This is a genomic window from Brevibacillus schisleri, from assembly GCF_055685845.1.
Map to the genome: position 1 here is coordinate 2,422,517 of NZ_JBVNDM010000001.1, position 23,333 is coordinate 2,445,849.

Sequence of the window (23,333 nt, forward strand, 5' to 3'; positions counted from 1 at the left end):
AACCAACAAGGTGAAGGGCGTAAGGCGAAGCGAACCCTTGACACGTTGGTGCAGAGAAAGACAATCCCTTCGGCGGTGAAACCTTTCTCTGCTATTAGCCGCGATTTAAAACTCATGAACTTATCATTCGCGCCGGGGTAGTGCCTTCTTTTTTCAATCGATTATAATAGCGTATAGAAGCGATTACTGTTATGAGAAAGAGGGAACCTCCATGACTTATACGACTCAGGAAAACGGTGTTTTTCCAGCAGTTTGTTCACTTGATTGCCCGGACCAATGTGGATTGCTCCTTCATAAAAAAGAGGGGAAAATCGTCAAAATCGAAGGAGACCCGAACCATCCGGTGACCAAGGGGAATATTTGCAACAAAGTTCGCAACATGACAGCGCGCATTTACGATCCCAAGCGACTCACGCATCCGTTGAAGCGTATTGGCAAAAAAGGGAGCGGGGAGTTTGTTCGAATCAGTTGGGAAGAAGCCATCACTACCATAACCGAACGCTGGCGTGCCTTGATCGATTCAGACGGTCCCGAGAGCATTTTGCCTTACAGCTTTTACGGGAACATGGGGCGGATTAGTGTTGAGGGAATGGATCGACGTTTTTTCCATCGGATGGGGGCTAGTCAACTTGACCGTACGATCTGCAACAGTGCAGGGGCTGTAGGCTACAGCTACACGATGGGCGGAGCCTTTGGCACAGATCCGGAAGACACTGTACATTCCAAGCTGTTCATCATGTGGGGGATCAATACGGTTAGCACCAACATGCATCAAGTGGTGTTTGCGGAACAGGCTCGGAAAAATGGGGCGAAGATCGTCGTAATTGATGTCCATAAAAATCAGACGGGGCGATGGGCTGATTGGTTTATCCCGATTTTACCCGGAACAGATACGGCTTTGGCTTTGGGCATCATGCATGTGCTTTTTGCAGAAAACTTGGTGGATTCAGCCTTTATGGAAAAGTATACAGTAGGACATGAAGAGCTCAGGGAGCATGTACGCACCTACGATCCTGCCACCGTATCAGTCTTAACGGGTGTCCCTGTCGAGGATATTTATAAATTGGCGAGAATGTATGGCACCACTTCTCCGTCCTTTATTCGCATTGGAAACGGCATTCAGCATCACGACAATGGTGGAATGTGTGTCAGGACGATTGCTTGTCTTCCGGCCCTGACAGGGCAGTGGCTTGTCAAAGGCGGTGGGGCCAATAAAGGGAATAAAGGTTTCTTGGAGCACAACAAGCTTGCCGTGCAGCGACCAGATTTGCTGGCCAATAAACAGACGAGAGTCATCAATATGAATGAACTTGGAAAAGCGTTGCTCGATACAGAGCCGCCGGTCAAATCGCTCTTCGTCTACACGAGCAATCCAGCCATTGTTGCACCAGAAGGAAACAAAGTGCGGAAAGGCTTGGCGAGAGAGGATTTGTTCACAGTCGTACATGACTTATTTTTGACGGAGACGGCACTTTATGCCGATATCGTTTTGCCAGCGACGTCTTCCTATGAAAATACGGATTTTTACACGTCGTATTGGCATCATTACATTCAGCTTCAGCAACCAGTGATCGCACCATTTGGAGAAAGCAAGTCCAACACGGATGTTTTCCGCTTGCTTGCTGCTGCTATGGGATATGACGAACCTGCTTTTCAAGACAGTGATGCAGAGATGGTCGGACAGGCGTTGGAGGGGCACGGCAATCCTCATCTGGAAGGAATCACGTATGAAACTTTGGTCGAAAAACAATATGCCAAAGCAAATTTGGAACCTTTCTTTTTGGAACACCTTCCCACCCCAAGTGGCAAAATTGAGCTTTACTCACAAGCAATGGCAAAACGAGGGCTGCCCCCATTACCGACGTACACGCCATTGGTGAATGATGGGGATTTCCCGTATTTATTTGTGCCGGGGCCGAATCACAATTATTTGAACTCCACGTTCTCGAATAATGAAAAACATCAGAAGATGGAAAAAATACCTCGTTTACACATGAATGTGGCGGATGCTGGTGCTCTAGACATTTGTGATGGTGATACCGTCCGCATATGGAATGAGCGGGGAGAGTGCGAGCTCGTGGCAGCTGTCGGAGAAAATGTTCTAACGGGTGTCGTCGTGAGTCAAGGCTTATGGGCAGATAACGAAGGTCCGAAGCATTATGTAAATGCCCTCACACCAGACCGAATCGCGGATATGGGTGGAGGCGCGACATTTTTTTCTGGACGTGTTGCTGTGGAAAAGATCGCCCGATAACAAACAGCGAGTGCCCCTACTGTAAGGGCGCTCGCTGTTCCATTTTTTCGTGAATGTACCGCAAAAGGGGAGGAAGCGTCTTATGCTTGATTCCAATCTAATAAAGCAACTCATAAAAGAACGGTCAGAACTTCACCTGAATGATCCAAAGGTATATGATTTCTGGGAAAGGCTAACGGAGCTGTTGAGTGCCAACACTCTAGAAACCATCGAGTTCTTCGAGGCTTGCACAGAGCAAGAAGCTTATTGGCTTAGTGAAATTTTTGAGGATATCTCAGCAAGAGTGAATAGTCGGGATTTTATCGAATGTTTAAAGCGAGTGGACAGAAAATATCCAGAATTACTACTTTCAAAAGATATTAGGGTAGCGGAGGATTTTATGGACCGAACATGATGAGTGAGTATACTCCTTAAAGAACGAGGATTGTACGAAAGAAAGGAGTGGGCAATGATTAATCCTACATTCAAACAATGGTTGAGTTTGGTAGCGGTCATATAGGAGACGGTTCCCCATGTCCCCAGGATGAATTGTCAAAATTGCACGAGTGAAAGCGTCAGTTATGAATACATTGGAGATCCAGAGAAGAGAGTGGGATATTTTTTGATGTGGTGCTATGAGTGTTTGGAAGGAATTCATATCTCAAGAATCGGAATCCCGGAAGGTGCAAGCATCATACCGTTTCATGCAGGAGAAGAACAAATGGCCCATATCCCAAATTTCAAGAAGGTTTCCCCATAATACAGGAGGAGGTTCTCTTGTGGCACTAGAGTATTCGTTACTTTTGGAAGGCCCAAGGGAGCGCTATCTTTGAATGTAACGGTGAAACCATTCATCTATTAGAAGGAATGGTGTGTTGTATATAAACGAGGATACTGGATTTTGGAAAAACGAAAAGTTTCTCCGCTTCGTGAACCAGTTCGACTATGAAATTTTAAAAGCGCCAAACCAACAATAAAAAAGTGTCCCCACCGCATGGCAGAGGGACACTTCTTCTTTTCGATTACAAAACAAAGCTGACGACGATACCAGACAAAAGACTAACCAGCGTGGCACCGAACAACAGCTTCAACCCAAAGCGAGCAACCACATTGGATTGTTTCTCATTCAGCCCTTTCACCGCACCAGCAATAATGCCGATAGAGGAGAAGTTCGCGAACGAAACGAGGAAGACGGAAAGAATCCCTACTGTACGTGGGGAGAGTTCAGATACGACTTTGCCCAGCTCGATCATCGCTACAAACTCGTTCGTTACGAGCTTCGTCGCCATGATACTACCAGCCTTCATCGCTTCCCCAAAAGGAATGCCCATCAGGACGGCAAAAGGAGCGAAGACGAAGCCAAGCATTTCTTGGAACGTCCAGCCGAAAATCATGCCGAACAAGCTGTTCACAGCTGCAATCAAAGCAACAAAACCGAGCAGCATTGCGCCAACGACTACGGCTACCTTGAAGCCGTCCATGATGTACTCGACGAGCATTTCGAAAAAGGACTGCTTTTCATTGCTTTGAATCTCCAGTAAATCCTCTTCTTCTTTCACGGTATAAGGGTTGATGATCGAAGCGATAATAAAGCCGCCAAACAGATTCAAGAACAGGGCGGTGACAACGTATTTCGGCTCAATCATCGTCATGTACGCACCGACAATCGACATTGAAACAGTGGACATGGCTGACGCGCACAGCGTATACAGACGGTGCTCCGGCAAGGAACCGAGCTGTTTTTTCACGGTGATGAATACTTCATTTTGGCCAACGATAGCAGAAGCAACAGCGTTGTAAGACTCTAGCTTACCCATGCCGTTAATTTTGCTTAGAACAAAGCCAATTGCCTTCATGATAATCGGCAAAATCTTGAAGTGACGCAAAATACCGATGAGGACGGAAATGAAGACGATTGGGAGCAATACACCAAGGAAAAAGGACATTTGTCCGTCGTTTGCCAGATTACCAAATACGAAATTGATTCCTTCCCCAGCAAAAGCAAGAAGCTTTTCAAACGATTTGGAAATGGCTGAAACGAATATAACCCCAAACTTGGTTTGCAAAAGAAGAAAGGCGAGCAAAAATTGCAGAGCAATCATGACGATGATCGGTCTGTATTTGACCTGTTTACGTCCATTACTTCCTAACAATGCTAACCCGATCACGATGAGTATGCCAGCGATGGGAATGATAAAATTCATTACAACCTCCAAAAATTTAAATAGTGCTAAACATAAAAGGCAAAAAAACGCACTTCCCGACAAGAGAAGTGAAAGCGGTTTATATTCTATCATCCCGATAATATGATTGCAATTTATATGTATGTTCAGAATTGTTGTCCGTTACGTGTGGAACGCTGAAATCGGGCGTACTAGCATAAGCCTACCGCCATACGGTTTATGGAGGAGGTGAAATCCTTGGATGAGTTGCAGAGGCTCAAGCAGTTTATTACTTCAGCAGAGCATGTCTGGACTCAGATCGCGAATTCGCCAAGAGGAAAGCCTGTATATACCGTAAACGGTGTGGATTACACGCCATTGCCCGAAAAATACAACACCAAACGAAAAATCTCCCGTATTTTCCGCCGGTATTGGGGCAAGCAATTGACGGAAGTGATGATTCGGAATCTCCACTTGCGGATGCTGAAGGGAAAGCTCTGTATTCCTTATCGTGACATCCCAACTTTTCCAGCAACCGTGCTGTCGTTGCAAATAAAAGTGAATCTGCCGGATCATCGGACCGTGGCTGCGATACTGAGCGGGGGAGGGAAAAAAACAAGAGTGGACTACCGTTTGATCCGAGTCGGCGCAACCAAAACGTTTACGATCATGAAACGCTCAGGCGAGCAGTTTGATCTGAGATATCAATCTCTTGCTACGATACCCCTCAACCCGAAGGCACAACCCGTACGTAGAAGCAAGCAACGGGGAAAAACCAAAAAGTGACGAAAAGCTCCTCAATTCCCCCGAAACATAAGGGGCGAGGAGCTTTTGTTATACCGTTACGTACGAATGGAAACGCGGTACTCCCGCAGCCAATAATCTAGCTGGCCGAGATAGGCAAATAACTGTGGGGTACTCATGAGCTGACCGAAAAAAGGAATGCTCGAAGCCTGGGCATCTGACTCGGCAATTTTTCGAATCGTCGGAGCATCTACCAGTTGAAGCAGTGGAGAGGAAGAGTCGTTTATAATATCCAGCAGCCAAGAGCGAACGGCTTCCGTATAGGCGGGATTGTGTGTTTTCGGATACGGGCTTTTCTTGCGATATAAAACCTCATCAGGTAAGATTCCTTCCATGGCTTTTCGCAAAATTCCTTTTTCCCGATTCCCGTGCTTCTTCATATCCCATGGGATGTTCCAGACATATTCCACGATGCGGTGGTCGCAAAACGGGACGCGCGCTTCCAGACTGGCTGCCATACTCATTCGGTCTTTGCGATCCAACAGCGTGTTCATGAACCACGTTATATTCAAATAAAACATTTCCCGACGGCGCGCTTCAATCGGGTCTTCGCCTGGAAGATGCGGGACTTCATCGAGAGATTCCTTATAGCGCATGGCAACGTATTCCTCGGGTTTGACCCAATCACGAAGTTCAGGTGATAGCCAGGAGGCACGTTCTTTCGTCACTCTCGACCAAGGAAACGTTCCGGCATGCAGCAGTTCCTCACGATGAAACCACGGATACCCACCAAATACCTCATCTGCGCATTCTCCAGAGAGGACGACGGTCGTCTCTTTTTTTATTTCGCGGCAAAACAGGTAAAGGGACGCATCCACATCAGCCATCCCCGGCAAGTCGCGGGCAAGTGTCGCAGTTTTCAAGGAGTCGATCAAATCGTCAGTGTCGAACTTAATCGTGTGGTGCTCGGTTCCGAGAAACTTTGTAACGAGTTGCACATAAGGTTCATCCTCATTCGGTTGAAAAGCACTCGCCTTGAAATGTTTTCGGTTGTCGACGTAATCGATAGAGTAGCTGTGCAAAGTTCCGCGGCCTGTTTTTTGAAAATGATCTGCCGCAACAGCTGTAATAATGCTCGAGTCCAACCCGCCTGACAAGAGGGTCGAAACGGGCACATCCGCAACCAATTGGCGTTCAATCGAATCCGTGACTAGCTCCCTGACACGTTCCGCAGTTGTCTCCAAGTCATCCGTATGTGGGTGGCTTTTGAGCTGCCAGTAACGTTTTTGCTTGACGCCATTACGAGTCACCAACAGATAAGCACCGGGCCGAACCTCGTGTACGTTGTGAAAAACTCCATGGCCAGGCGTACGGGCGGGACTGATTCCGAAAACCTCTGCCAAGCCTTCACGGGAGAGCTCTGGTTTGACTTCGGGGTGAGCGAGCAAGGCTTTTAGCTCGGAGGCAAGCAGAAATGAACTGCCTCTTTGCGCATAAAACAGCGGCTTAACCCCCATACGGTCACGGCCGACAAACAATCTTTGTTCCCGTTCGTCCCAGATCGCAAAAGCAAAGATGCCGTTAAGCTTTGACAGACAATCTGGACCCCATTCTAAATATGTGTGCAAAAGCACCTCCGTATCCGAGTGAGATTGAAAAGTATGTCCGCAATCAAGCAGTTCTGCTCGCAAATCCTCGGTATTATACAGTTCACCATTGTAAATCATGGTGCAGGCATGTTCGTTTTTGAGAGCTGACATAGGCTGCTGTCCGCCAGCAGGGTCAACGACCACAAGGCGACGATGACCGAGGGCTGCGCGAGGAGTCAGCCAAAAGCCTTCTGCATCAGGGCCTCGATCCTTGAGGCATTGGGTCATTTTTTGCAGCATATTACGTTCACCAGATAAGTCCTTTTCCCAATCAATCCATCCTACAATTCCACACATGGCATAATCACCCTTCTCCTGAAGCATTGCACACACAGCGTATGCAATCAGCCTAGCGAGGTTGTCTGTCCAGCAGGGAATTGAGGGTAATATGCGGAATTTATAGAAGATTTAAACTAAGGGAGGCTGCGGTGGACAATCTCACGTTATTGCTCATTGAAAGAATGGGCATTCTTTTGACGCTGGCATTTATTTTGACAAGGACACCGTTGTTTCGCCAGCTTTTAGACCGCGAATTGCACGTAGGGACGTCAATCGCATTTTCTGTCATGTTCGGGTTGTTTGGGATTGCGGGTACATATGCAGGAGTGGTTGTACAAGGAGAGAGCTATCTCCCTGCATTTTGGATTTTTCGTTTGTCGCATGACGAAATAATCGCCACTTCTACGTTGGTAGGGGTCGTCATTGGAGGTTTGCTAGGGGGGCCTCTCGTCGGCCTGGGGGCAGGTGTCATTGCTGGGCTTCATGTCTTTCAATTGGGAGGATTCGCCGCAGCACCGATGGGCTTGTCGATCCCGATCACAGGATTGCTGGCAGGATACGTAGCGCGGTTTTTCTCGCAGGAGCGGGTTATTTCTCCATCCAAAGCCATGTTCATCGGCATGTTCGCGCCCATTATTCAGATGTCGCTTTTATTGATCATGGCCGCTCCGCCCGAGCTGGCGCGAACCATGGTCAACGTGATCGGGATTCCGATGGTGCTCACAAACAGTGTTTCGATTGCGATTTTTACGACGATGATACGGGTTGCCTTGCAAGAGGCAGAGCGTTCCGCTGCCATTGAAGCGGAGCGTTCCTTTACGATAGCGGAAAGAATTTTGCCACACTTGAAAAGGGGGCTTACACCCCAGACAGCCCAGTCAGCAGCCCTCGTCTTACAAAAAGAAACGAAAGCAGCCGCCGTTGCAGTAACAAATCGGGAACGGCTTCTTGCGCACGTTGGAGTGGGGGCAGATCATCATCATCCGGGAGAAACACTCCATAGTGAGCTCGATAAGCGCGCTCTGTTTAGCGGTGGAATCGACAAGGGATTGACGCGAGAGACCGTCGGGTGCAAGCGTAAAAATTGTAGCCTGCATGCAGCGATTCTCGTGCCGATTAAAGAGGGGGACAGCGTCGTTGGTCTGATCAAACTCTACTATCGGAGACCGCAACAAATAGGAAAAGTTCAGGAAGCATTAGCAAAAGGGCTTGGCAACCTGATCTCCAATCAATTGACCCTATCTCTCACGGAGCAAATGAAAGGCTTGATGAAGGATGCTGAGTTGCGAATGCTGCAGGCACAAATTCATCCACACTTTTTGTTCAACACGCTGAATTCGATTGTGACCTTGATACGAATTGATCCGCAGCTAGCTCGGCATATGACCATTCAGCTTGGCGTGTTCATGCGTTTTAACCTGAAGCTCACCGCAAGTCCGCTTGTCACCGTGAGACAGGAGTTGGATCACCTGCATGCCTATTTGGAAATTATCAAGATAAGATTTTCCGAGCAATTCGCCGTTCGCACCATCATTGAGGCGGGGGTAGAGGAAGCCCTTATTCCTCCTGGCACGTTGCAGCCGTTATTTGAAAACTGTATTCAGCATGGTGTTCGCGACATCACGAACGGCGGTGAGATCATTCTCCATGTGAAACGGCAGGATGTGCACGTTGTTTTTCAAATCGAAGATAATGGCCAAGGCTTTCCCGACAACTTGCTGCCAGTTCTCGGAAAGGTGCCAATGGAGAGTAAGGAGGGCAATGGAATTGGCATTCATAATGTCAACCAACGTCTGATCAGCTTGTGCGGACAAGAGGCCCAACTTCATTTTGCCAATAAACAAGAAGGCGGTAGTATGATTACCTTTACGATTCCGATTACAAAAGAGGTGAGTGCCTAATGCCAATACGCGTCATGATTGCAGAAGACGAGCGACTAGCACGCGAAGAACTGAGCTATTTACTGCTTCAAGAAGGAGACGTAGAGCTGCTGCCCTATGCCACCAATGGACGAGAGCTGTTGGAAATGGTAGATGTGCACGAACCGGATGTCGTCTTCCTCGATATGAAAATGCCTGAGCTGGAAGGAGCGCAGGCAGCGAGAATGCTGGCTTCGCGTAAGCAGCACCCCCTCATCGTTTTTTGTACCGCGTATGAGGAATTTGCCATCGATGCGTTTAAGCTGTACGCCGTCGATTATTTGTTGAAGCCTACGGAGCCCAAACGGCTGGTGGAAACGATGCAACGAATCCGAGAGCGTCTAGTCAAGCCAAAAGTAGAGCCTGTCCAGACAAAACGAACGAAGCTGTTGGTAGAAGACAACAGCCGATTAGTGGTCATTGATCCAACGACGATTGTCTATGCGGTGCGGGAGGAGCGATATGTGCAAATCGTCACCCAAACAGCTACCTATTCAACGCGGATGACCCTGACCCAGCTGGCGGAGAAGCTTTTTGCATACGACTTTTTCCGTACCCACAAAAGCTATCTGGTCAATCTTCAATTCGTGAGCGAGCTCGAACCGTGGTTCAACGGTGCCTACAACCTAATTTTGAAGGGAGAAGGAAGACCGCGTATTCCCGTATCCCGGACCTCCGCCAAGGATTTGCTCAAACGTCTCGAGGAGTAAGCCTGGTGATCCATGGTTTGCAGATCGTGGTTGAAAATCTGCCACTGACACACTCTCTCCGACATCTTACGCAGAAAAATACACGGATAAAAAAGGATTCTCTACAATGTAGGAAGCGCTTACATTTCTGTTGATGAGGGGGAGGTTCCTATGGGCAAATCCGCTTCGGCAAAAAAAGCCGAGGATCAGAAGAAGGATGCTGTTGATTATGCAGCAGTGATTCAGTCAGCCACTTTCAAAGAGCTTTTGAGAAGAAAAAAAGCGTTTATTTTGCCATCTTCTATTTTTTTCTTTGTGTTTTACTTTACTCTTCCGATTTTAACCTCCTATTTCACCGTACTGAATCAACCAGCGATTGGAGCCATTTCGTGGGCGTGGGTGTTTGCCTTTGCTCAGTTCGTCATGACATGGGGTCTCTGTATCCTGTACACCAGGCGGGCAGAGCAGTTTGATCAACTCGTAGAGAAAATCAAACGAGAGGCAGGTGGGAGGGGCTAATGAACGTTACTGCATTTTTACTCTTTCTCGGCATTGTTCTTTTGACGCTTGTTATCACCTTTTACGCGTCGAAAAAGACGAATACGACTAGTGAGTTTTATACCGCTGGAGGAGGCTTGACGGGTTGGCAAAACGGCCTCGCGATTGCGGGAGATTACATGTCCGCTGCTTCTTTTCTTGGAATTGCCGGGATGATTGCGTTGAGCGGGTTTGATGGTTTCTTCTACAGTATCGGTTTTCTTGTCGCATATCTCGTGGTGCTCTATTTGGTAGCAGAGCCTTTGCGTAATTTAGGAAAATACACGATGGCTGATATGATAGCCGCGCGTTTTGACAATAAAAAGGTTCGTGGTGTCGCTGCTCTCAATTCGATTGCCATCTCGATTTTTTATATGATCGCGCAATTGGTCGGAGCAGGCGCCTTGATCAAGCTGCTCTTGGGTCTGGATTATACGACCTCCGTACTGATCGTAGGGGCATTAATGACCATCTACGTCGTCTTCGGCGGGATGACAGCAACCTCGTGGGTGCAGATCGTCAAAGCCGTTTTGTTAATGCTTGGGACATTCATTATTTCTATGATGGTTTTCGCCAAATTCGATTTTAATCTTTTGAAAATGTTCGAGCAAATGAAGATGGCGACACCATTGGGAGAGCAATTCCTTAATCCTGGCAACAAGTTTAAAGTGGGGCTCGATACGATTTCATTGAATCTCGCGCTTGTGCTCGGAACAGCTGGATTGCCGCATATTTTGATTCGTTTCTTCACCGTAAAGGATGCCAGGACAGCTCGCAAATCGGTTGTGTACGCAACGTGGATCATTGGTGTCTTCTATGTCATGACGATCTTCCTCGGCTTCGGGGCGGCAGCGTTTGTCGGAGCAGGCAATATGGACCCAGCAGGTAACATGGGCGCTCCATTGCTAGCGCAAGCACTCGGCGGTAACTTCTTGTTCGCTTTCGTTTCTGCGGTTGCCTTCGCTACCATTCTCGCAGTAGTGGCTGGGCTGGTACTGACTGCGGCTTCTGCCTTCGCGCACGACTTTTACGGACACGTATTACGCCAAGGAAAAGCAACAGAAAAGGAACAAATGAAGATGGCCAAATGGGCGTCTGTCGGCGTCTCGATTGTCTCTATCCTGCTCGCCTTGTTTGCGCAAAATCTGAACGTGGCTTTCCTTGTTGCTCTGGCTTTCGCAGTAGCGGCGAGTGCAAATCTACCCGTGATTTTGTTCACGATCTTCTGGAAAAGATTCAATACGGCTGGAGCAATTAGCGGGATGCTCGTCGGACTGTTCAGCGCTCTCATTCTAGTTGCTTTGAGTCCGAACGTTTGGAATCCTGTGGCTGGAAAAGCCATTTTGGTCGGCGAAGCGCTGTTCCCATTGCCGAATCCGGGGATTGTCTCGATCCCGTTAGGGTTTTTGGCAGCGTGGATCGGAACCTTGCTGTCTAGCTCCCGTGATGATAAGAAGTTCGATGAAATTTTGGTGAAAGCGAATACAGGAATGAAAGATTCAGCGTAGAAACAGTAAACATAGGAAGCTCATGCCACGAAGAGAAGGCTGGGGTTAACCCCTGGTCTTTTTTTTATTTTTGCAAGAAGGAGAGGTATTGTCCGTGACGACGATCATCTTTTTCCTTGCCGTCATTATTGGAACGATGGCTATCACTTATTCGGCTGCTAAACAGACAGGAACGACGAGGGACTTCTATGCAGCAGGAAATCGCTTGAACGGGTTACAAAATGGTATTGCCATTGCGGGCGATTATATGAGTGCTGCCTCGTTTTTGGGGATTGCGGGAACGATTGCGATGTACGGCTTTGACGGGTTCGTGTATGCGATAGGCTTTTTTGTCTCTTATCTGATTATTTTGTTTTTAGTTGCGGAGCCGTTGCATAATTTGGGGCGCTATACGCTGGCAGACGCGATTGCCGTCAGGTTTGACAGTCTTTGGCTGCGTGGCGTTGTTGCCTGTACGACTCTATTAATTACGATTTTTTACATGTTGGCGCAATTAGTTGGGGCTGGTGCCCTCATTCATTATTTATTAGGAATCCGTTACGATACGGCGGTCCTGATCGTCGGGAGCCTGATGACATTTTACGTCGTGTTCGGCGGGATGGTGGCGACCTCGTGGGTTCAGATTATTAAAGCGATTTTGCTCCTGACAGGGACATTGATCCTAAGTCTGATCGTGTTTGCCCGTTTTGATTGGAGCTTATCCGAAATGTTTTCTCATGTAAGTACGATTACACCTCTTCAGGAACAGTTCTTACAGCCAGGTAATCAACTTCATGATCCGCTGGAAACGATCTCCCTGCATTTGGCTTTGATTCTCGGTACCGCCGGACTCCCCCATATTATCTCCCGGTTGTTCACAGTCAAAGACGCAAAGACGACTCGTAATTCAATTTATACCGCTACTTGGGTCATCGGCGCCTTTTATTTGATGACGATCTTCCTCGGCTTCGGAGCGAGTACGTTTGTAGGCTATGAGGCATTGAAAAATGTGGGCTTCGGGGGGAATCTGACTGTCACGCTCTTGGCGAATGCTCTCGGTGGAGAGTTTTTGATGGCATATATCGCTGCCGTTGCCTTTGCGACGATATTGGCTGTCGTGACAGGACTCGTGCTCTCTGCGTCTTCAGCGTTCGCGCATGATGTCTACAGTCATCTGATCAGGCGAGGGATGGCATCGGAAAAAGAACAGGTCACCATGGCAAAGCTTTCGTCAGTTGCGGTGGGCGTGATCTCCATTTGGCTGGCGATCGGTGCAGAAAAAATGAATGTGGCGATTCTCGTTGCGCTGACGTTTGCAGTCGCAGCATCATCCAATTTGCCACTGCTGTTGTTTACGTTATATTGGAAGCGGTTTACCGTGCGAGGAGCGATTTGTGGCGTCCTGACAGGGTTAACGGCATCCGTAGTCCTTGTCATTTTGGGACCGACTGTTATGCATCCCTCAGCTGGACTTATTCGTGCGGAGCCATTATTTCCACTGACGAATCCCGGATTGGTCTCGATACCACTCGGCTTTTTAGGGGCGGTGCTCGGAACACTACTGGATCGGCCTGATCCGGATGCCGAGAGGAAGTATGAGCGCGTACTGTTTCAGGCGTTGACGGGAATCCGAGTTCCATCTGGGAAAACGTATCGATGATCCGTGATGAGCACAGCATGATGAAAAAAGACGATAGAGTGGCGACCCTTTTTGAGGGTCGTTTTTTTGATTGGCACGATCCGGCCTTGCATGTTTCATTGGGCAATCATTCATACTACGGGTAAACGACATCAAAATGGGTGATGGGTATGGAAAAGGTCGGGCTCGTTTTGCAGGGAGGAGGTAGCCGTGGGATTTATACTGCTGGCGTTTTGGATTACTTCATGGAGCAGGAGCTATACATCCCGTACGTGATTGCCGTATCAGCAGGTGCGTGCAATGCGGCGGCATACTTGGCGAGACAGCACGGATTGGGCAAGATTTATCATACGAAATACATTCGCGATCCCCGATACTTTCACTATAAAAATTTGATCAAGAAACGCTCGCTGTTTGGCATGGATTTTATTTTCAGTGAGATGCCTAACAAGCTGGAGCCGTTCGCCTTTGATCGGTTTCGCGAAGCGAAGGAACAGTTTGTCGTCGTCACGACGGATTGCATGACGGGGGAAGCTGCTTACTTTACGAAAGACGACTGTGAGGATATTTTTCATGTGATTCGGGCTTCGTGCAGTCTCCCGTTTCTATCCCCAAAAGTTGCCTTCAACGGACGTAAGTTATGGGATGGAGGCATCGTGCATCCGGTACCTCTCATGAAGTCCATGCTTGATGGCAATCAAAAGCATATTATTGTGCTTACTTCTTCTTGTCCTCCAAGAGAGTGGATGCGCAAGCTTTCGCGTGTCGAGCGTCTTTTTTCCAGAAGTACGCGCTTGTGTCAAGCATTCATTCGTCATTTTCGCATCTATTACGAGGCAATAGAGCAGATCAAAGAGATGCAGAAGGAAGGCAAAGCGTTTGTCATCGCACCTCCAGAGGGTACCTTTCTACGAGGATTTGAACGTCAAGAGGAGAAGCTGGAGCATTATTACAGACAAGGCTATCAGGATGCTCGTACTCAATTTTCTGGGCTTTGTACATGGCTTGGTCTTGGCGGGAACAGGTGAAAAATGAGGAGGCATCTATCTCGTGGATGTTTTTTCGGCAAAATCATGTGAAACAGGTTTTTCCAAAGCAAAGATAGGGAAGAAGCATCAGGGGAGGATGGAATCAGGAGGAAAGACCCCATGAAATATGTGAATGTAGACCTAGTAGAGCCAGGAGACGTTTTGGCTCGAAGCATTTATACAAGCGAGGGCTTGACGCTGTTGCATGCAGGTGTCCAGCTGACTGTCGGAATGATAAATAAATTGCGTCGGTTTGGCGTCACGATGTTAAGCATCAAAGACCCGCTGCTCGATGAAGTGAAAGAGCAGGAGGTCGTCACGGAGACCACTCGGAAGGACGCAATCCGCAATCTGTCTCAAGCGATTTCGTGTGTGCAGACTGGAAAAAATTTTGATGTCCGGGGCATTCAAAAATCGGTGGGAAGTATCATCGACGAGACCTTGAAAAATCGTCGCGTGCTCTTGAATCTGGGGGAAATTCGCACGACCGACAACGCGATGTACATTCATTCCTTGAATGTGTGCATGATGGCGACAGTAATGGGGGTAGGATTAGGTTATAATACGGCTCAATTAAAAGAGCTCGCCATCGGAGCCCTCTTGCATGACATTGGAAAGCTGTCAGTCGACAAGGAAGCACCAGCCTACAAAAAGAACAGCAAAACCAATCATCATACCTGGCTAGGCTTTGATCTGTTGCGAAAAAAACATGAGATGAGCATTGTGTCCGCACACGTTCCTTTGCAGCATCATGAATGGGTGGATGGTAGTGGGCAGCCACGAGGACTGACTGGCGATGAGATTCATGATTTCGCCAAGATTGTTGCGATCTGTAACTACTATGATAATCTCATCTCGCCTTTTTCAGCGGAAGAGGAGACTTTGCCTGCGTATGAGGCTTGCGAAAAAGTCATGGGGCTCGCGGAGAAACGCTTTGATCATAAAATGGTCATTCACTTTTTGCGCTCGATTGCCATGTATCCGACAGGAACCTCGCTGAAGCTGTCGACAGGAGAGATCGGTGTGATCATTGACCAAAATAGAGGCTTGCCTTCGCGCCCAGTCGTTCGGGTCATTCGAAGAGAGCAACAGGCGAATCGGCGGATCGTCGATGATCATGAGATTACGGACATTGATTTGAGTGAAAAGCCTACTATTTTTATCTCAGCTGTCATGGACTAGGCATAGAAAGAATAGGACTCCCTATCAGGGAATATCCCTATCAAGATCAGGGAATACCCCTACATACACGTAGGGCCCACGGGGCTACAATGAACTCAAGGCAGATGGATACATAGAGCTACACTAACACATTTGCCAGATGAAAAAGAGGAAGGACGTGTCATTATGTCCCGTATTCTAGTTCCTGTTGATTTCTCAGCGCAGTCCATTCAGGCGGTCCGCTTCGCGCTAGCCTACGCCAAAAATAAGCATGATATCACATTGCTTCATGCCATCTCGCCATTCCCTTCACGCAATGTTGTCAGAAGGTTAGGACGAGAAGTTGTAGAAGATTATCAATTGGATGAGGCAAGAGATGATCTGAAGAAATTCCTGTCGATCATAGAAGAAGCAGGTATCACGTATGAATTGGAGATTGAATTCGGAGAGCCGCATGAAGTCATTGCGAAGCATGCTGCGAATGACTATGCTGCCATCGTAATGGGAACACATGGCTACGGTCGAATCACAGGCTTTTTGTTGCAGAGCGTCAGCTATCCGACACTCCACGATGTCAAAGTTCCAGTCTTCCTCATTGCAGAGGAGACAGATGAGAGCCGCTTCCCTTGGAATAAAGTGCTCATTGCAGTAGATGGTTCCGATCATTCGATGGAAGCTGCGAAAAAAGCCATCGAGATGGGTCAGCACCTCCCGAATGTATCGTATACACTTCTGTCCGTTGTCATACCGCCAGTCACATACGCAGGTGTATATGGCGTAGGCTGGGATAACATGAATACACTCGAAGGTTGGGGACGTGAATCGTTAAAACCTTGCGAGGAGATGCTTGAAGCTGCATCGATTCCTTTTGAAAGCATGGTCGTAGTTGGAGATCCAGCTACTGTGATTCGCCAGACCGCTGAAGAAATCGGCGCTGGACTGGTTGTGCTCGGTCATCATGGCCAAGGTGCGGTTGCAGGGACATTGCTTGGCAGTGTTACATTTAAGACGATTCATCGTACGAAAACACCACTCCTCATTGTGAAAACATAGCATTTCGCTAGAAAAAGCTGTCCGATTCGTGGACAGCTTTTTTGCTTGGGCGCAGCCTCTTACGATAGCGTTTGCGCTTGTTTTTGTTCGAAAGGTTGATTCGCCCCATCTGGTGTAACCTCTGCCGAATCCCACTTGATTCGCGTACATCCCCATGCAGCGAGCAGAAGGATGACAGATGATATCAGAAATACGGTAATCAACGAAGTCATCTGCATGAGCGGACCTGCAACAAAGGAACCGACCATCATGAGTCCGACCATGAGCGGTGAAATCGTCCCATTCACTCGTCCGATATACGCTTCATCCACGAGCTTGATCATGAACATACTGATCGCAATCTGTAAAAATGCCATCCCAATTCCGGTGAAAAAGCGCATTGCTGCGGTTACGTATACCCAGACAGAGAGAACTTCTACGGCGACGGAGAGAGCGAAGAATATCAATCCACCTGTAATAACCCAGCGACTATTCATGCGCTCCAGATAAACAGAAGCCAAAATGCCGCCCAACAACATACCCAATCCGTCTAACGCAGTAAACCATTGGATGGCTTCTTTGGAGAGTAAAAGACGATCCGTGACGACGAATACCTCCAGCGAATTAATAAAACCCGAGGATAGCCCCAGACACGAAAAGGTAATGGCAATCCCGAGCAAGGCTGGTCGCTTTTTTACATAGGCAAAACCTGCTTTAATTTCAGAAAGGAGGGTCCCGTCTTCTTCTGTTGCGGTGGCAGATGAGGCAGGGAGCGTCAAGAGAATCAATGCCGAGACAAGGAAGAGGCCGCCCATCGTTAACAGGGAAGGGTAGATGCCCCAATGTTCAAAGAAGAAGGTACCGACAATCGGGCCAACCAGTAGAAAAATAGATCCCGTACTTTGTGAAATAGACACAGCTGCTGCCATTTGCTCATCAGGAATATGACGCTTCAACATCTTGGCAGAAGAAGGCTGGGAGAACTGCGACACGACAGCTGAGATAAATGTCGCAAAGAATACAGCGATCCACATCCCTTGCCAGAGCAAATACACGATGACCAAAACAGAGAGAGCGCTTAACAGGTTCCCGGCTATCATCGTTCTCTTTGGATTCCAGCGATCAGCCAATGCCCCGCCAATAATCGAAAAAACCAAGATCGGCGCGAGTTCGATAGCGGTCAAAAGCGATACCGCGGTCGGATTGTTGCCGCTCGTTTCCATTACGTAGTAGAGTAAGGCCATGTTACGGATCCATATACCGATATTTTCTAATGTATCCGTGATAAAGACGGTAAGAAAAACTTTGTTTCCCCAAAGACCTTTCATAGGTCATATCACTCCCGAAAAGTTATACCGAACGTCCGGTCTAATTAATGTTGAAAAAAATGCTACTTGGCAACAATGCCATGCAGCAAAACGTCAATGCTCCTCTTCAGCAGAGCATGAAGACGCTCGTCATCCATCTGATAACCTACATTAATGATTCCGTTCATAAGCCCTTCTAGTATCATCGCCATTTCTTCAGGATCGCATGGGGCGAACTCACCTCGGTCGATTCCTTCTTGAAAGAGGGAAGTATAGAGGGTATATGTGGAGCCGAGCATTTCCAGCACTTGTTCCAAAATAACTGGATCGGCGAGCTGGCTGCCGGAGAACTCTTCGCCTGCTTTTTTTAGAGGGTGGGACAAAAAGTCCTCCAAGAAAAAAGCAGCTAAGCCGTACAGTTTATCGATGGATGTCTCGAATTCTTTTTCTTTTTCATGCCATAGATCTTCCCATTCGTTGTACTGCTTTTCAAGCAAATGCAGGAACAACTGCTCCTTGTTTTTGAAGTGGTAATAGAGGCTGCCCTTACTCGCTCCAGTTGCTTGGCAAATGTCCTCAATGGAAGTGGCTGAATAGCCTTTCTGAGAAAATAACTCGGTGGCTTTCTCTATGATATGTTGTTTGGTTTTCTCCCCATCGAGACGGCGCTTTGACATGATTGAAATGCTCCTTAATCTAGACTGAACGTTCGGTTTAGTTTTAGTTTATTCGATTTGAAAGGGAAGCGCAAGTGCTCGATTGAGAAAAAGGGCAGAGGGAAAAATGAGAAGAAGCGAGTAAGAGGAGGGATTATTTTGCAAATCGGTTGTCATGTCAGTATTCGCCATGGGTACGAGGAGGCGGCGAGAACGGCATACAAAGAAGGCGCGTTATCCTTTCAATTCTTCCCGAAAAACCCGCGTAGCTTAGGCGTCAAGCAATTCGATGCCCGGGATGCAGAGCGGTGTCGTGCTTTTTGTCAGCAAAACGGCATGCTGTCGATTGCTCATACGCCATACCCGGTGAATCTTTGCGTCGAGGAGCAAGAACTATTCGCCGTCACAGTAGGCTCCGTGCGAAATGACCTTGAAATTGCCGATGCTTGTGGAGCGTTGGGCGTGGTCGTTCACTTTGGCCAGTATAAAGGCGCTGATGTCCTTGCCGGTTACAAAGTCATGATCCAGATGGTCAATCAAATACTGGATGGCTGGAATGGAAAAGCCCAGCTGTTAATCGAAAACAATGCCGGACAAGGCAACCGCATGGGCACGACACTCGAAGAGCTTACGCAGGTTCGACAATTGTTTGCTGAGCCACAGAAGGTAGGCTTTTGTTTGGATACGTGTCATGCATTTGCCAGCGGATTGTGGAAAGGGAATGATTGGGAAGAAGTAGCCGATCGGATGCGAGAGCTTGACTATTTTACGAGCTTGCGGGCCGTTCATCTAAACGATTCTGTTTATCCGAGTGGTTCCTTTCGAGACCGGCATGCCGCCATCGGAAAAGGGATGATCGGTGATGCAGCCATTGCCGCTTTTTTGCAAACACCAGAATTGCAAGGACTTCCCATCGTTTTGGAAACGGCGAGAGGCTCAGAAGGGGGCCATGGTGAAGAAATCAAACATGTTCGTCTGCTCATTGACAATTGGCAGGGCTGACCATGTTATGGTAGAGTGTGAAATGATGTGTTCAACACGGGAGGGGTACCAATGAAAAAGCGTATTAAGGTGACGATTGCGGATTTTACTCATCTAACAGAAAACTTGAATAATCCAGAGGAGCTCGCTCTGTACGAAGCGGCGAACGGAAATACATACGATGCTGAAATCGAGCATGATGGATATGCGATTGTGGATGTGACAGACGAGGATTACATCGAGCTGGCTCCAGGAGAATATCAGCTGATGATCGAGGAGTGGACAAACGCCGGACAAATCGGCGAATGGACACTGCAAACCATGTCTGACCCAGCAGATGACAAAGCTTTGCTGTACCGCACAGTGGACAAGGCTGGATCAGAAATACAAGCACCACAATCATTGCCGAAGCAAGTAGTCGAGCTGGTTGCAAATACGTGGTTTGGTAAAAAAGCAAAGAAGATTGAAGAGTAATCCAAGAACGAAAAGGAGCGCTGCGAGGTAGCGCTCCTTTTTTATGTCAATAAGATCCAACAAAGCTGGTGAGAAGAAAAAGCGCAGGACTCGCAGACCTTGACAACGCCTACCCGGTCGGAACTTCAAAAAGGGGACCCGGTTGTCGAACACTTCTTCCCTGAGAAACGTCCGCCCGTAGGGTGGCTTTGGCTCAACGGTCCCCTTTTTGAAGTGGAGACGGACAGCCAATCCCCTTTGCGGGCGTGTCAGAGTCGAAGAGAACTGCGCTTTTTCTTCTCCTCCACTATATTGACTCACTCGTCCTCAGAATCCAGTTGAATCCCATACTTTCTAATCCGCCGCATAAGTAGCGACTGGGTTATACCGAGGACCGCTGCTGTTTTGCGAGTCGTTTTGTGTGTGCGCAATGCTTGCAGAATAAATTCCATCTCAATTTTCTCCATCCGATCTGTAAGAGAAAGAGAACCGAGTGAAAGAATTCCTTCCTCCAGCTCACGAATACTCCGCAGTTCTTCCGGCAAATCACTGACTTGGATTTCATCCAGCTTGGACGTAATAACGATCCGCTCTACCAAATTTTCCAGTTCCCGCACATTTCCAGGCCACTCGTATTGATGCAAGACATCCAGCACTTCCGGGGAAAAACGGCGTTTCTGGCTATGCTTGCTATTGAATCGCTGTAAGTTGTGATGGAGTAACGGGAAAATATCGTCCTTTCTCTCCCGTAATGGCGGAACATTGATTGGCAAAATATTAAGACGATAGTACAGGTCGTGTCTGAATTTGCCCAACCGCACAAGCTCCTGAAGGTTGGCATTGGTTGCTGTTATGATGCGGATGTCAGCCGTGTATGTTTTCGTGCCGCCGATCGGCATAAAGGTTTTGTTTTGCAAAAGCAGCAATAATTTCGATTGTAAGTGGTAGGGAAGCTCACTGATTTCATCCAAGAAAAGCGTCCCTTTGTCCGCCATTTTCACTAATCCGATTTTCCCCGAGTGACTCGCCCCCGTAAAGGCCCCTTTGTGGTAGCCGAACAGCTCTGATTCGATCAAGGTTTCGGGAATGGCGCTACAGTTGACGTGGACAAACGGCCCGCTGCTTCGCTCACTCAACTGATGGATTTGCTCCGCTAGATAGCTTTTTCCTACACCTGTTTCTCCTGTAATAAACACGGTCGTGTCGACAGGGGCTGCTTTTTTCATTAATTCCAGCAGAGCGAGATAGGAACGGCTGTTGCCTATCAAGGTTTGGGAGGAGCTCTGGCTTGCTTCCCACTTCATGTGCTGAATCTCTTCGCTGTACCGCTTAAGCAAAGCAACCGTCTCTTCCAGCTGTGAACTGGCACGGGCTGCCTCAGTGATATCGCGTGAGTGGGAAACGATCAGCTCTGGTCTCCCCTCCTCATCCGGGATGATGTGTCCAGTTACCAGGAATTTTCCCTTATTATTGACGAGCTGAATGGTTGTGGTCGGTTTTCCCGTTTCCAAAACCAAGCGGGTGACAGAAGGGCTGAAAATCCCCATTTCTTCGAGAGCGGATACGTTTTGCCCGATGAGTTCGGCTTTTGGTAGACCACACAGGTTTTCACTCGCGTTGTTTAACCATAAAGTAGTTCCCTGCGCATCAGCGATGAATATGCCATCTGCCAGTGTGTTCAGGATGTCAATTAAACGATCAACAGAAGACAGTGCTAGTATCTCCGCAGCTTTTTCCATGTTGAGTAGCTCCCTGGTTTTTCAACTGATTGTACAAGATGATATTGATCGTTGTATAGTGAGTCGGATTTAAAAATAGTTGAGTCGAAATCGATTCGAGCGAAAAGTTAGACTTTTCCTACCTTTTCGATTCAAAAGTGAGTCTATTTCGACTCGGCAATCGGAATGGCTTTTAGCTTGATCACGTTTTCTTGCCGTTTTGAGGCTTGGCACAAGAGTTGCTATTACATAGTGGACGTAAGCGATTTACCCAGAATAAGAGATAAGGAAATGCATGCGATGTTATCAAAACTGGTGACGCACGAACAGGCAGTGGAGCATGTTCTGGATGGCACCCGGCTGATGTATGGCGGATTCGGCACGATAGGCTCCCCGGCACACATGATTGATGCGATCTTGCACAAAGGCGTGCAAAGCTTGACACTCATTGGAATTGATGCGGGGTACCCGGAAATCGGAATCGGAAAGCTGATCAGTCATGGACGGGTGAGGCGGCTAATAACCACACATATTGGCTCCAATCCCGAGGCAGGTCAACAAATGATGGATGGGATGCTGGAAGTGACATTTTGTCCACAAGGAATTTTCGCAGAAAAGATTCGGGCAGGAGGTGTTGGCATTCCGGGAATCGTTGTGGATGCGCATGTGAGAGGAGAGCGAATGGAAGGAGCAGAGCCGTTTGCTTTTGCCGGAAGAACTTGTCAGATTGAAGCCGCCCTGACAGCGGAGGTAGGGATCGTCTATGCCAAACAGGCAGATACTTACGGAAATCTCATTTATGACAAGGCGGCAAGAAATCTGAACCCGTTAGTAGCGATGGCCGCAGATATCACGATTGCTGAGGTTGAGGAGATCGTTCCGGCAGGAGAGCTGGACCCGGATAAAATCGTGACGCCTGGCATTTTTGTGGATTATATCGTGGTTCGTGGTGGAGGGAACAGCTAATGGGGTTGGAAGTGGATCAGCGAAATATGGTTGCGTGGCGTGCGGCCAAAGAGGTCGCTCCCGGAATGGCAGTGAACTTGGGGATCGGGATACCTGAGCTCGTCGCTGATTTTATTCCGCATGAATGGCAAGTCATGTTTCACTCTGTGAATGGAATCTTGGGTGTCGGACCTACGCCGTTAAAGGGAGAAGAGGACCAGCATATTTCCAACGCTGGTGGAGCACCTGTTACCGTTGTCCCGGGGGCATCGTATTTCGACAGTACCATAGCGTATGGCATGATCCGAAGAAGGAAGCTGGATGCCGCGTTTATCGGGGCTTTGCAGGTGAATCGCCGAGGAGATTTGGCAAACTGGATTGTTCCGGGCTCACGTGTTCATGGCATTGGTGGAGGAGCGGAGCTTGCCTATTACGCCAAGAAAGTGATCGTGCTCATGAGCCATGTGAATCAGGCAGGAGAGCCTAAAATTCGCAGGGAGTGCACATTGCCGCTGACGGCGAAGGGCTGCGTCGATCTTATTATCACGGAGCGGGCCGTAATCGAGATCACGCAAAGAGGCTTGCTTTTGACAGAGGTAATGTACCCGTTCACCTTGGAAAATGTCATCACGAATACCGGAGCACCTTTAATTATTTCAGAAAATTTACAAATGGTAGAGTAATAAAAAATGTAAGCGTGAACATAAAGAATTG

General features: G+C 48.0%; 20 protein-coding genes. 15 read left to right on the plus strand and 5 right to left on the minus strand.

What is annotated here, in order from left to right; all coding sequences use genetic code 11:
- The first annotated feature begins 211 nt into the window (after nucleotides 1-211).
- A complete protein-coding gene (locus tag ACUUHJ_RS12030) occupies nucleotides 212-2,254 on the plus strand; it encodes a molybdopterin-containing oxidoreductase family protein (protein ID WP_472298981.1) in 2,043 nt (680 codons plus the stop codon).
- An 82-nt stretch (nucleotides 2,255-2,336) separates the two neighbouring features.
- A complete protein-coding gene (locus ACUUHJ_RS12035; RefSeq protein ID WP_142496312.1) occupies nucleotides 2,337-2,648 on the plus strand; it encodes a hypothetical protein in 312 nt (103 codons plus the stop codon).
- Between the two features lie 607 nt (nucleotides 2,649-3,255).
- On the opposite strand, the gene ACUUHJ_RS12040 is transcribed toward ACUUHJ_RS12035, so the two are convergent.
- Nucleotides 3,256-4,437, minus strand: a complete 1,182-nt coding sequence (locus tag ACUUHJ_RS12040; protein ID WP_472298982.1) for a NupC/NupG family nucleoside CNT transporter — start codon at nucleotides 4,435-4,437, stop codon at nucleotides 3,256-3,258.
- A 207-nt stretch (nucleotides 4,438-4,644) separates the two neighbouring features.
- On the opposite strand from ACUUHJ_RS12040, the gene ACUUHJ_RS12045 reads away from it, so the two are divergent.
- Entirely contained in the window at nucleotides 4,645-5,181 is a 537-nt protein-coding gene (locus tag ACUUHJ_RS12045; protein ID WP_173626123.1) for a DL-endopeptidase inhibitor IseA family protein, read from the plus strand.
- A 56-nt stretch (nucleotides 5,182-5,237) separates the two neighbouring features.
- Here the strand turns inward: ACUUHJ_RS12045 and asnB are convergent, their stop codons facing one another.
- Complete coding sequence (gene asnB / locus ACUUHJ_RS12050; RefSeq protein WP_472298983.1) at nucleotides 5,238-7,085, minus strand: asparagine synthase (glutamine-hydrolyzing); 1,848 nt, start codon at nucleotides 7,083-7,085, stop codon at nucleotides 5,238-5,240.
- Between the two features lie 131 nt (nucleotides 7,086-7,216).
- Here asnB and ACUUHJ_RS12055 point away from each other — a divergent pair, with 131 nt between their 5' ends.
- From ACUUHJ_RS12055 to ACUUHJ_RS12090, 8 genes are all read left to right on the plus strand, one after another.
- Nucleotides 7,217-8,968 carry a LytS/YhcK type 5TM receptor domain-containing protein gene (locus ACUUHJ_RS12055; protein ID WP_472298984.1) on the plus strand — a complete coding sequence of 584 codons (1,752 nt, stop codon included), beginning with the start codon at nucleotides 7,217-7,219 and terminating at the stop codon, nucleotides 8,966-8,968.
- A complete protein-coding gene (locus tag ACUUHJ_RS12060) occupies nucleotides 8,968-9,696 on the plus strand; it encodes a LytR/AlgR family response regulator transcription factor (protein ID WP_012685882.1) in 729 nt (242 codons plus the stop codon). Before ACUUHJ_RS12055 ends, ACUUHJ_RS12060 begins: the two co-directional genes overlap by 1 nt.
- A gap of 150 nt (nucleotides 9,697-9,846) precedes the next feature.
- Complete coding sequence (locus ACUUHJ_RS12065; RefSeq protein WP_289677458.1) at nucleotides 9,847-10,194, plus strand: DUF485 domain-containing protein; 348 nt, start codon at nucleotides 9,847-9,849, stop codon at nucleotides 10,192-10,194.
- On the plus strand, nucleotides 10,194-11,720 hold the full coding sequence (locus ACUUHJ_RS12070) for a solute symporter family protein (RefSeq protein ID WP_289677460.1): 1,527 nt from the start codon (nucleotides 10,194-10,196) through the stop codon (nucleotides 11,718-11,720). Before ACUUHJ_RS12065 ends, ACUUHJ_RS12070 begins: the two co-directional genes overlap by 1 nt.
- 88 nt (nucleotides 11,721-11,808) lie before the next feature.
- Nucleotides 11,809-13,359, plus strand: coding sequence for a solute symporter family protein (locus ACUUHJ_RS12075; protein WP_472298985.1), 1,551 nt, complete (start codon nucleotides 11,809-11,811; stop codon nucleotides 13,357-13,359).
- Nucleotides 13,360-13,508: 149 nt separating this feature from the next.
- Complete coding sequence (locus tag ACUUHJ_RS12080) at nucleotides 13,509-14,366, plus strand: patatin-like phospholipase family protein (RefSeq protein WP_472298986.1); 858 nt, start codon at nucleotides 13,509-13,511, stop codon at nucleotides 14,364-14,366.
- 120 nt (nucleotides 14,367-14,486) lie between these two features.
- Complete coding sequence (locus tag ACUUHJ_RS12085) at nucleotides 14,487-15,548, plus strand: HD-GYP domain-containing protein (RefSeq protein ID WP_173604344.1); 1,062 nt, start codon at nucleotides 14,487-14,489, stop codon at nucleotides 15,546-15,548.
- Between the two features lie 165 nt (nucleotides 15,549-15,713).
- Nucleotides 15,714-16,580, plus strand: coding sequence for a universal stress protein (locus ACUUHJ_RS12090; RefSeq protein ID WP_289677465.1), 867 nt, complete (start codon nucleotides 15,714-15,716; stop codon nucleotides 16,578-16,580).
- A 59-nt stretch (nucleotides 16,581-16,639) separates the two neighbouring features.
- On the opposite strand, the gene ACUUHJ_RS12095 is transcribed toward ACUUHJ_RS12090, so the two are convergent.
- Both ACUUHJ_RS12095 and ACUUHJ_RS12100 read right to left on the minus strand, forming a co-directional pair.
- Nucleotides 16,640-17,887: an MFS transporter gene (locus ACUUHJ_RS12095; RefSeq protein ID WP_289677466.1), complete on the minus strand. Its 1,248-nt coding sequence runs from the start codon at nucleotides 17,885-17,887 to the stop codon at nucleotides 16,640-16,642.
- 62 nt (nucleotides 17,888-17,949) lie between these two features.
- A complete protein-coding gene (locus ACUUHJ_RS12100) occupies nucleotides 17,950-18,543 on the minus strand; it encodes a TetR/AcrR family transcriptional regulator (protein ID WP_289677467.1) in 594 nt (197 codons plus the stop codon).
- Nucleotides 18,544-18,681: 138 nt separating this feature from the next.
- Between ACUUHJ_RS12100 and ACUUHJ_RS12105 the strand changes: the two genes are divergently transcribed.
- Together ACUUHJ_RS12105 and ACUUHJ_RS12110 are read left to right on the plus strand one after the other, a co-directional pair.
- A complete protein-coding gene (locus ACUUHJ_RS12105) occupies nucleotides 18,682-19,524 on the plus strand; it encodes a deoxyribonuclease IV (protein WP_472298987.1) in 843 nt (280 codons plus the stop codon).
- Nucleotides 19,525-19,575: 51 nt separating this feature from the next.
- Nucleotides 19,576-19,977, plus strand: a complete 402-nt coding sequence (locus ACUUHJ_RS12110; protein WP_472298988.1) for a hypothetical protein — start codon at nucleotides 19,576-19,578, stop codon at nucleotides 19,975-19,977.
- A 296-nt stretch (nucleotides 19,978-20,273) separates the two neighbouring features.
- On the opposite strand, the gene ACUUHJ_RS12115 is transcribed toward ACUUHJ_RS12110, so the two are convergent.
- Nucleotides 20,274-21,695, minus strand: coding sequence for a sigma-54 interaction domain-containing protein (locus tag ACUUHJ_RS12115; protein WP_472298989.1), 1,422 nt, complete (start codon nucleotides 21,693-21,695; stop codon nucleotides 20,274-20,276).
- Nucleotides 21,696-21,974: 279 nt separating this feature from the next.
- Here ACUUHJ_RS12115 and ACUUHJ_RS12120 point away from each other — a divergent pair, with 279 nt between their 5' ends.
- Complete coding sequence (locus ACUUHJ_RS12120; protein WP_289677471.1) at nucleotides 21,975-22,640, plus strand: CoA transferase subunit A; 666 nt, start codon at nucleotides 21,975-21,977, stop codon at nucleotides 22,638-22,640.
- Nucleotides 22,640-23,302 (plus strand): 3-oxoacid CoA-transferase subunit B, encoded by a 663-nt coding sequence (locus ACUUHJ_RS12125; RefSeq protein ID WP_472298990.1) that lies wholly within the window; start codon nucleotides 22,640-22,642, stop codon nucleotides 23,300-23,302. The genes ACUUHJ_RS12120 and ACUUHJ_RS12125 overlap by 1 nt, the downstream gene beginning before the upstream one ends.
- The last annotated feature ends 31 nt before the right edge of the window (nucleotides 23,303-23,333 follow it).

Coding starts and splice junctions, on each gene's coding strand:
- ACUUHJ_RS12030 (WP_472298981.1), top strand. CDS start 212: ATGACTTATACGACTCAGGAAAACGGTGTTTTTCCAGCAGTTTGTTCA.
- ACUUHJ_RS12035 (WP_142496312.1), top strand. CDS start 2,337: ATGCTTGATTCCAATCTAATAAAGCAACTCATAAAAGAACGGTCAGAA.
- ACUUHJ_RS12040 (WP_472298982.1), bottom strand. CDS start 4,437: ATGAATTTTATCATTCCCATCGCTGGCATACTCATCGTGATCGGGTTA.
- asnB (WP_472298983.1), bottom strand. CDS start 7,085: ATGTGTGGAATTGTAGGATGGATTGATTGGGAAAAGGACTTATCTGGT.
- ACUUHJ_RS12060 (WP_012685882.1), top strand. CDS start 8,968: ATGCCAATACGCGTCATGATTGCAGAAGACGAGCGACTAGCACGCGAA.
- ACUUHJ_RS12065 (WP_289677458.1), top strand. CDS start 9,847: ATGGGCAAATCCGCTTCGGCAAAAAAAGCCGAGGATCAGAAGAAGGAT.
- ACUUHJ_RS12070 (WP_289677460.1), top strand. CDS start 10,194: ATGAACGTTACTGCATTTTTACTCTTTCTCGGCATTGTTCTTTTGACG.
- ACUUHJ_RS12080 (WP_472298986.1), top strand. CDS start 13,509: ATGGAAAAGGTCGGGCTCGTTTTGCAGGGAGGAGGTAGCCGTGGGATT.
- ACUUHJ_RS12085 (WP_173604344.1), top strand. CDS start 14,487: ATGAAATATGTGAATGTAGACCTAGTAGAGCCAGGAGACGTTTTGGCT.
- ACUUHJ_RS12090 (WP_289677465.1), top strand. CDS start 15,714: ATGTCCCGTATTCTAGTTCCTGTTGATTTCTCAGCGCAGTCCATTCAG.
- ACUUHJ_RS12095 (WP_289677466.1), bottom strand. CDS start 17,887: ATGAAAGGTCTTTGGGGAAACAAAGTTTTTCTTACCGTCTTTATCACG.
- ACUUHJ_RS12100 (WP_289677467.1), bottom strand. CDS start 18,543: ATGTCAAAGCGCCGTCTCGATGGGGAGAAAACCAAACAACATATCATA.
- ACUUHJ_RS12110 (WP_472298988.1), top strand. CDS start 19,576: ATGAAAAAGCGTATTAAGGTGACGATTGCGGATTTTACTCATCTAACA.
- ACUUHJ_RS12115 (WP_472298989.1), bottom strand. CDS start 21,695: ATGGAAAAAGCTGCGGAGATACTAGCACTGTCTTCTGTTGATCGTTTA.
- ACUUHJ_RS12120 (WP_289677471.1), top strand. CDS start 21,975: ATGTTATCAAAACTGGTGACGCACGAACAGGCAGTGGAGCATGTTCTG.
- ACUUHJ_RS12125 (WP_472298990.1), top strand. CDS start 22,640: ATGGGGTTGGAAGTGGATCAGCGAAATATGGTTGCGTGGCGTGCGGCC.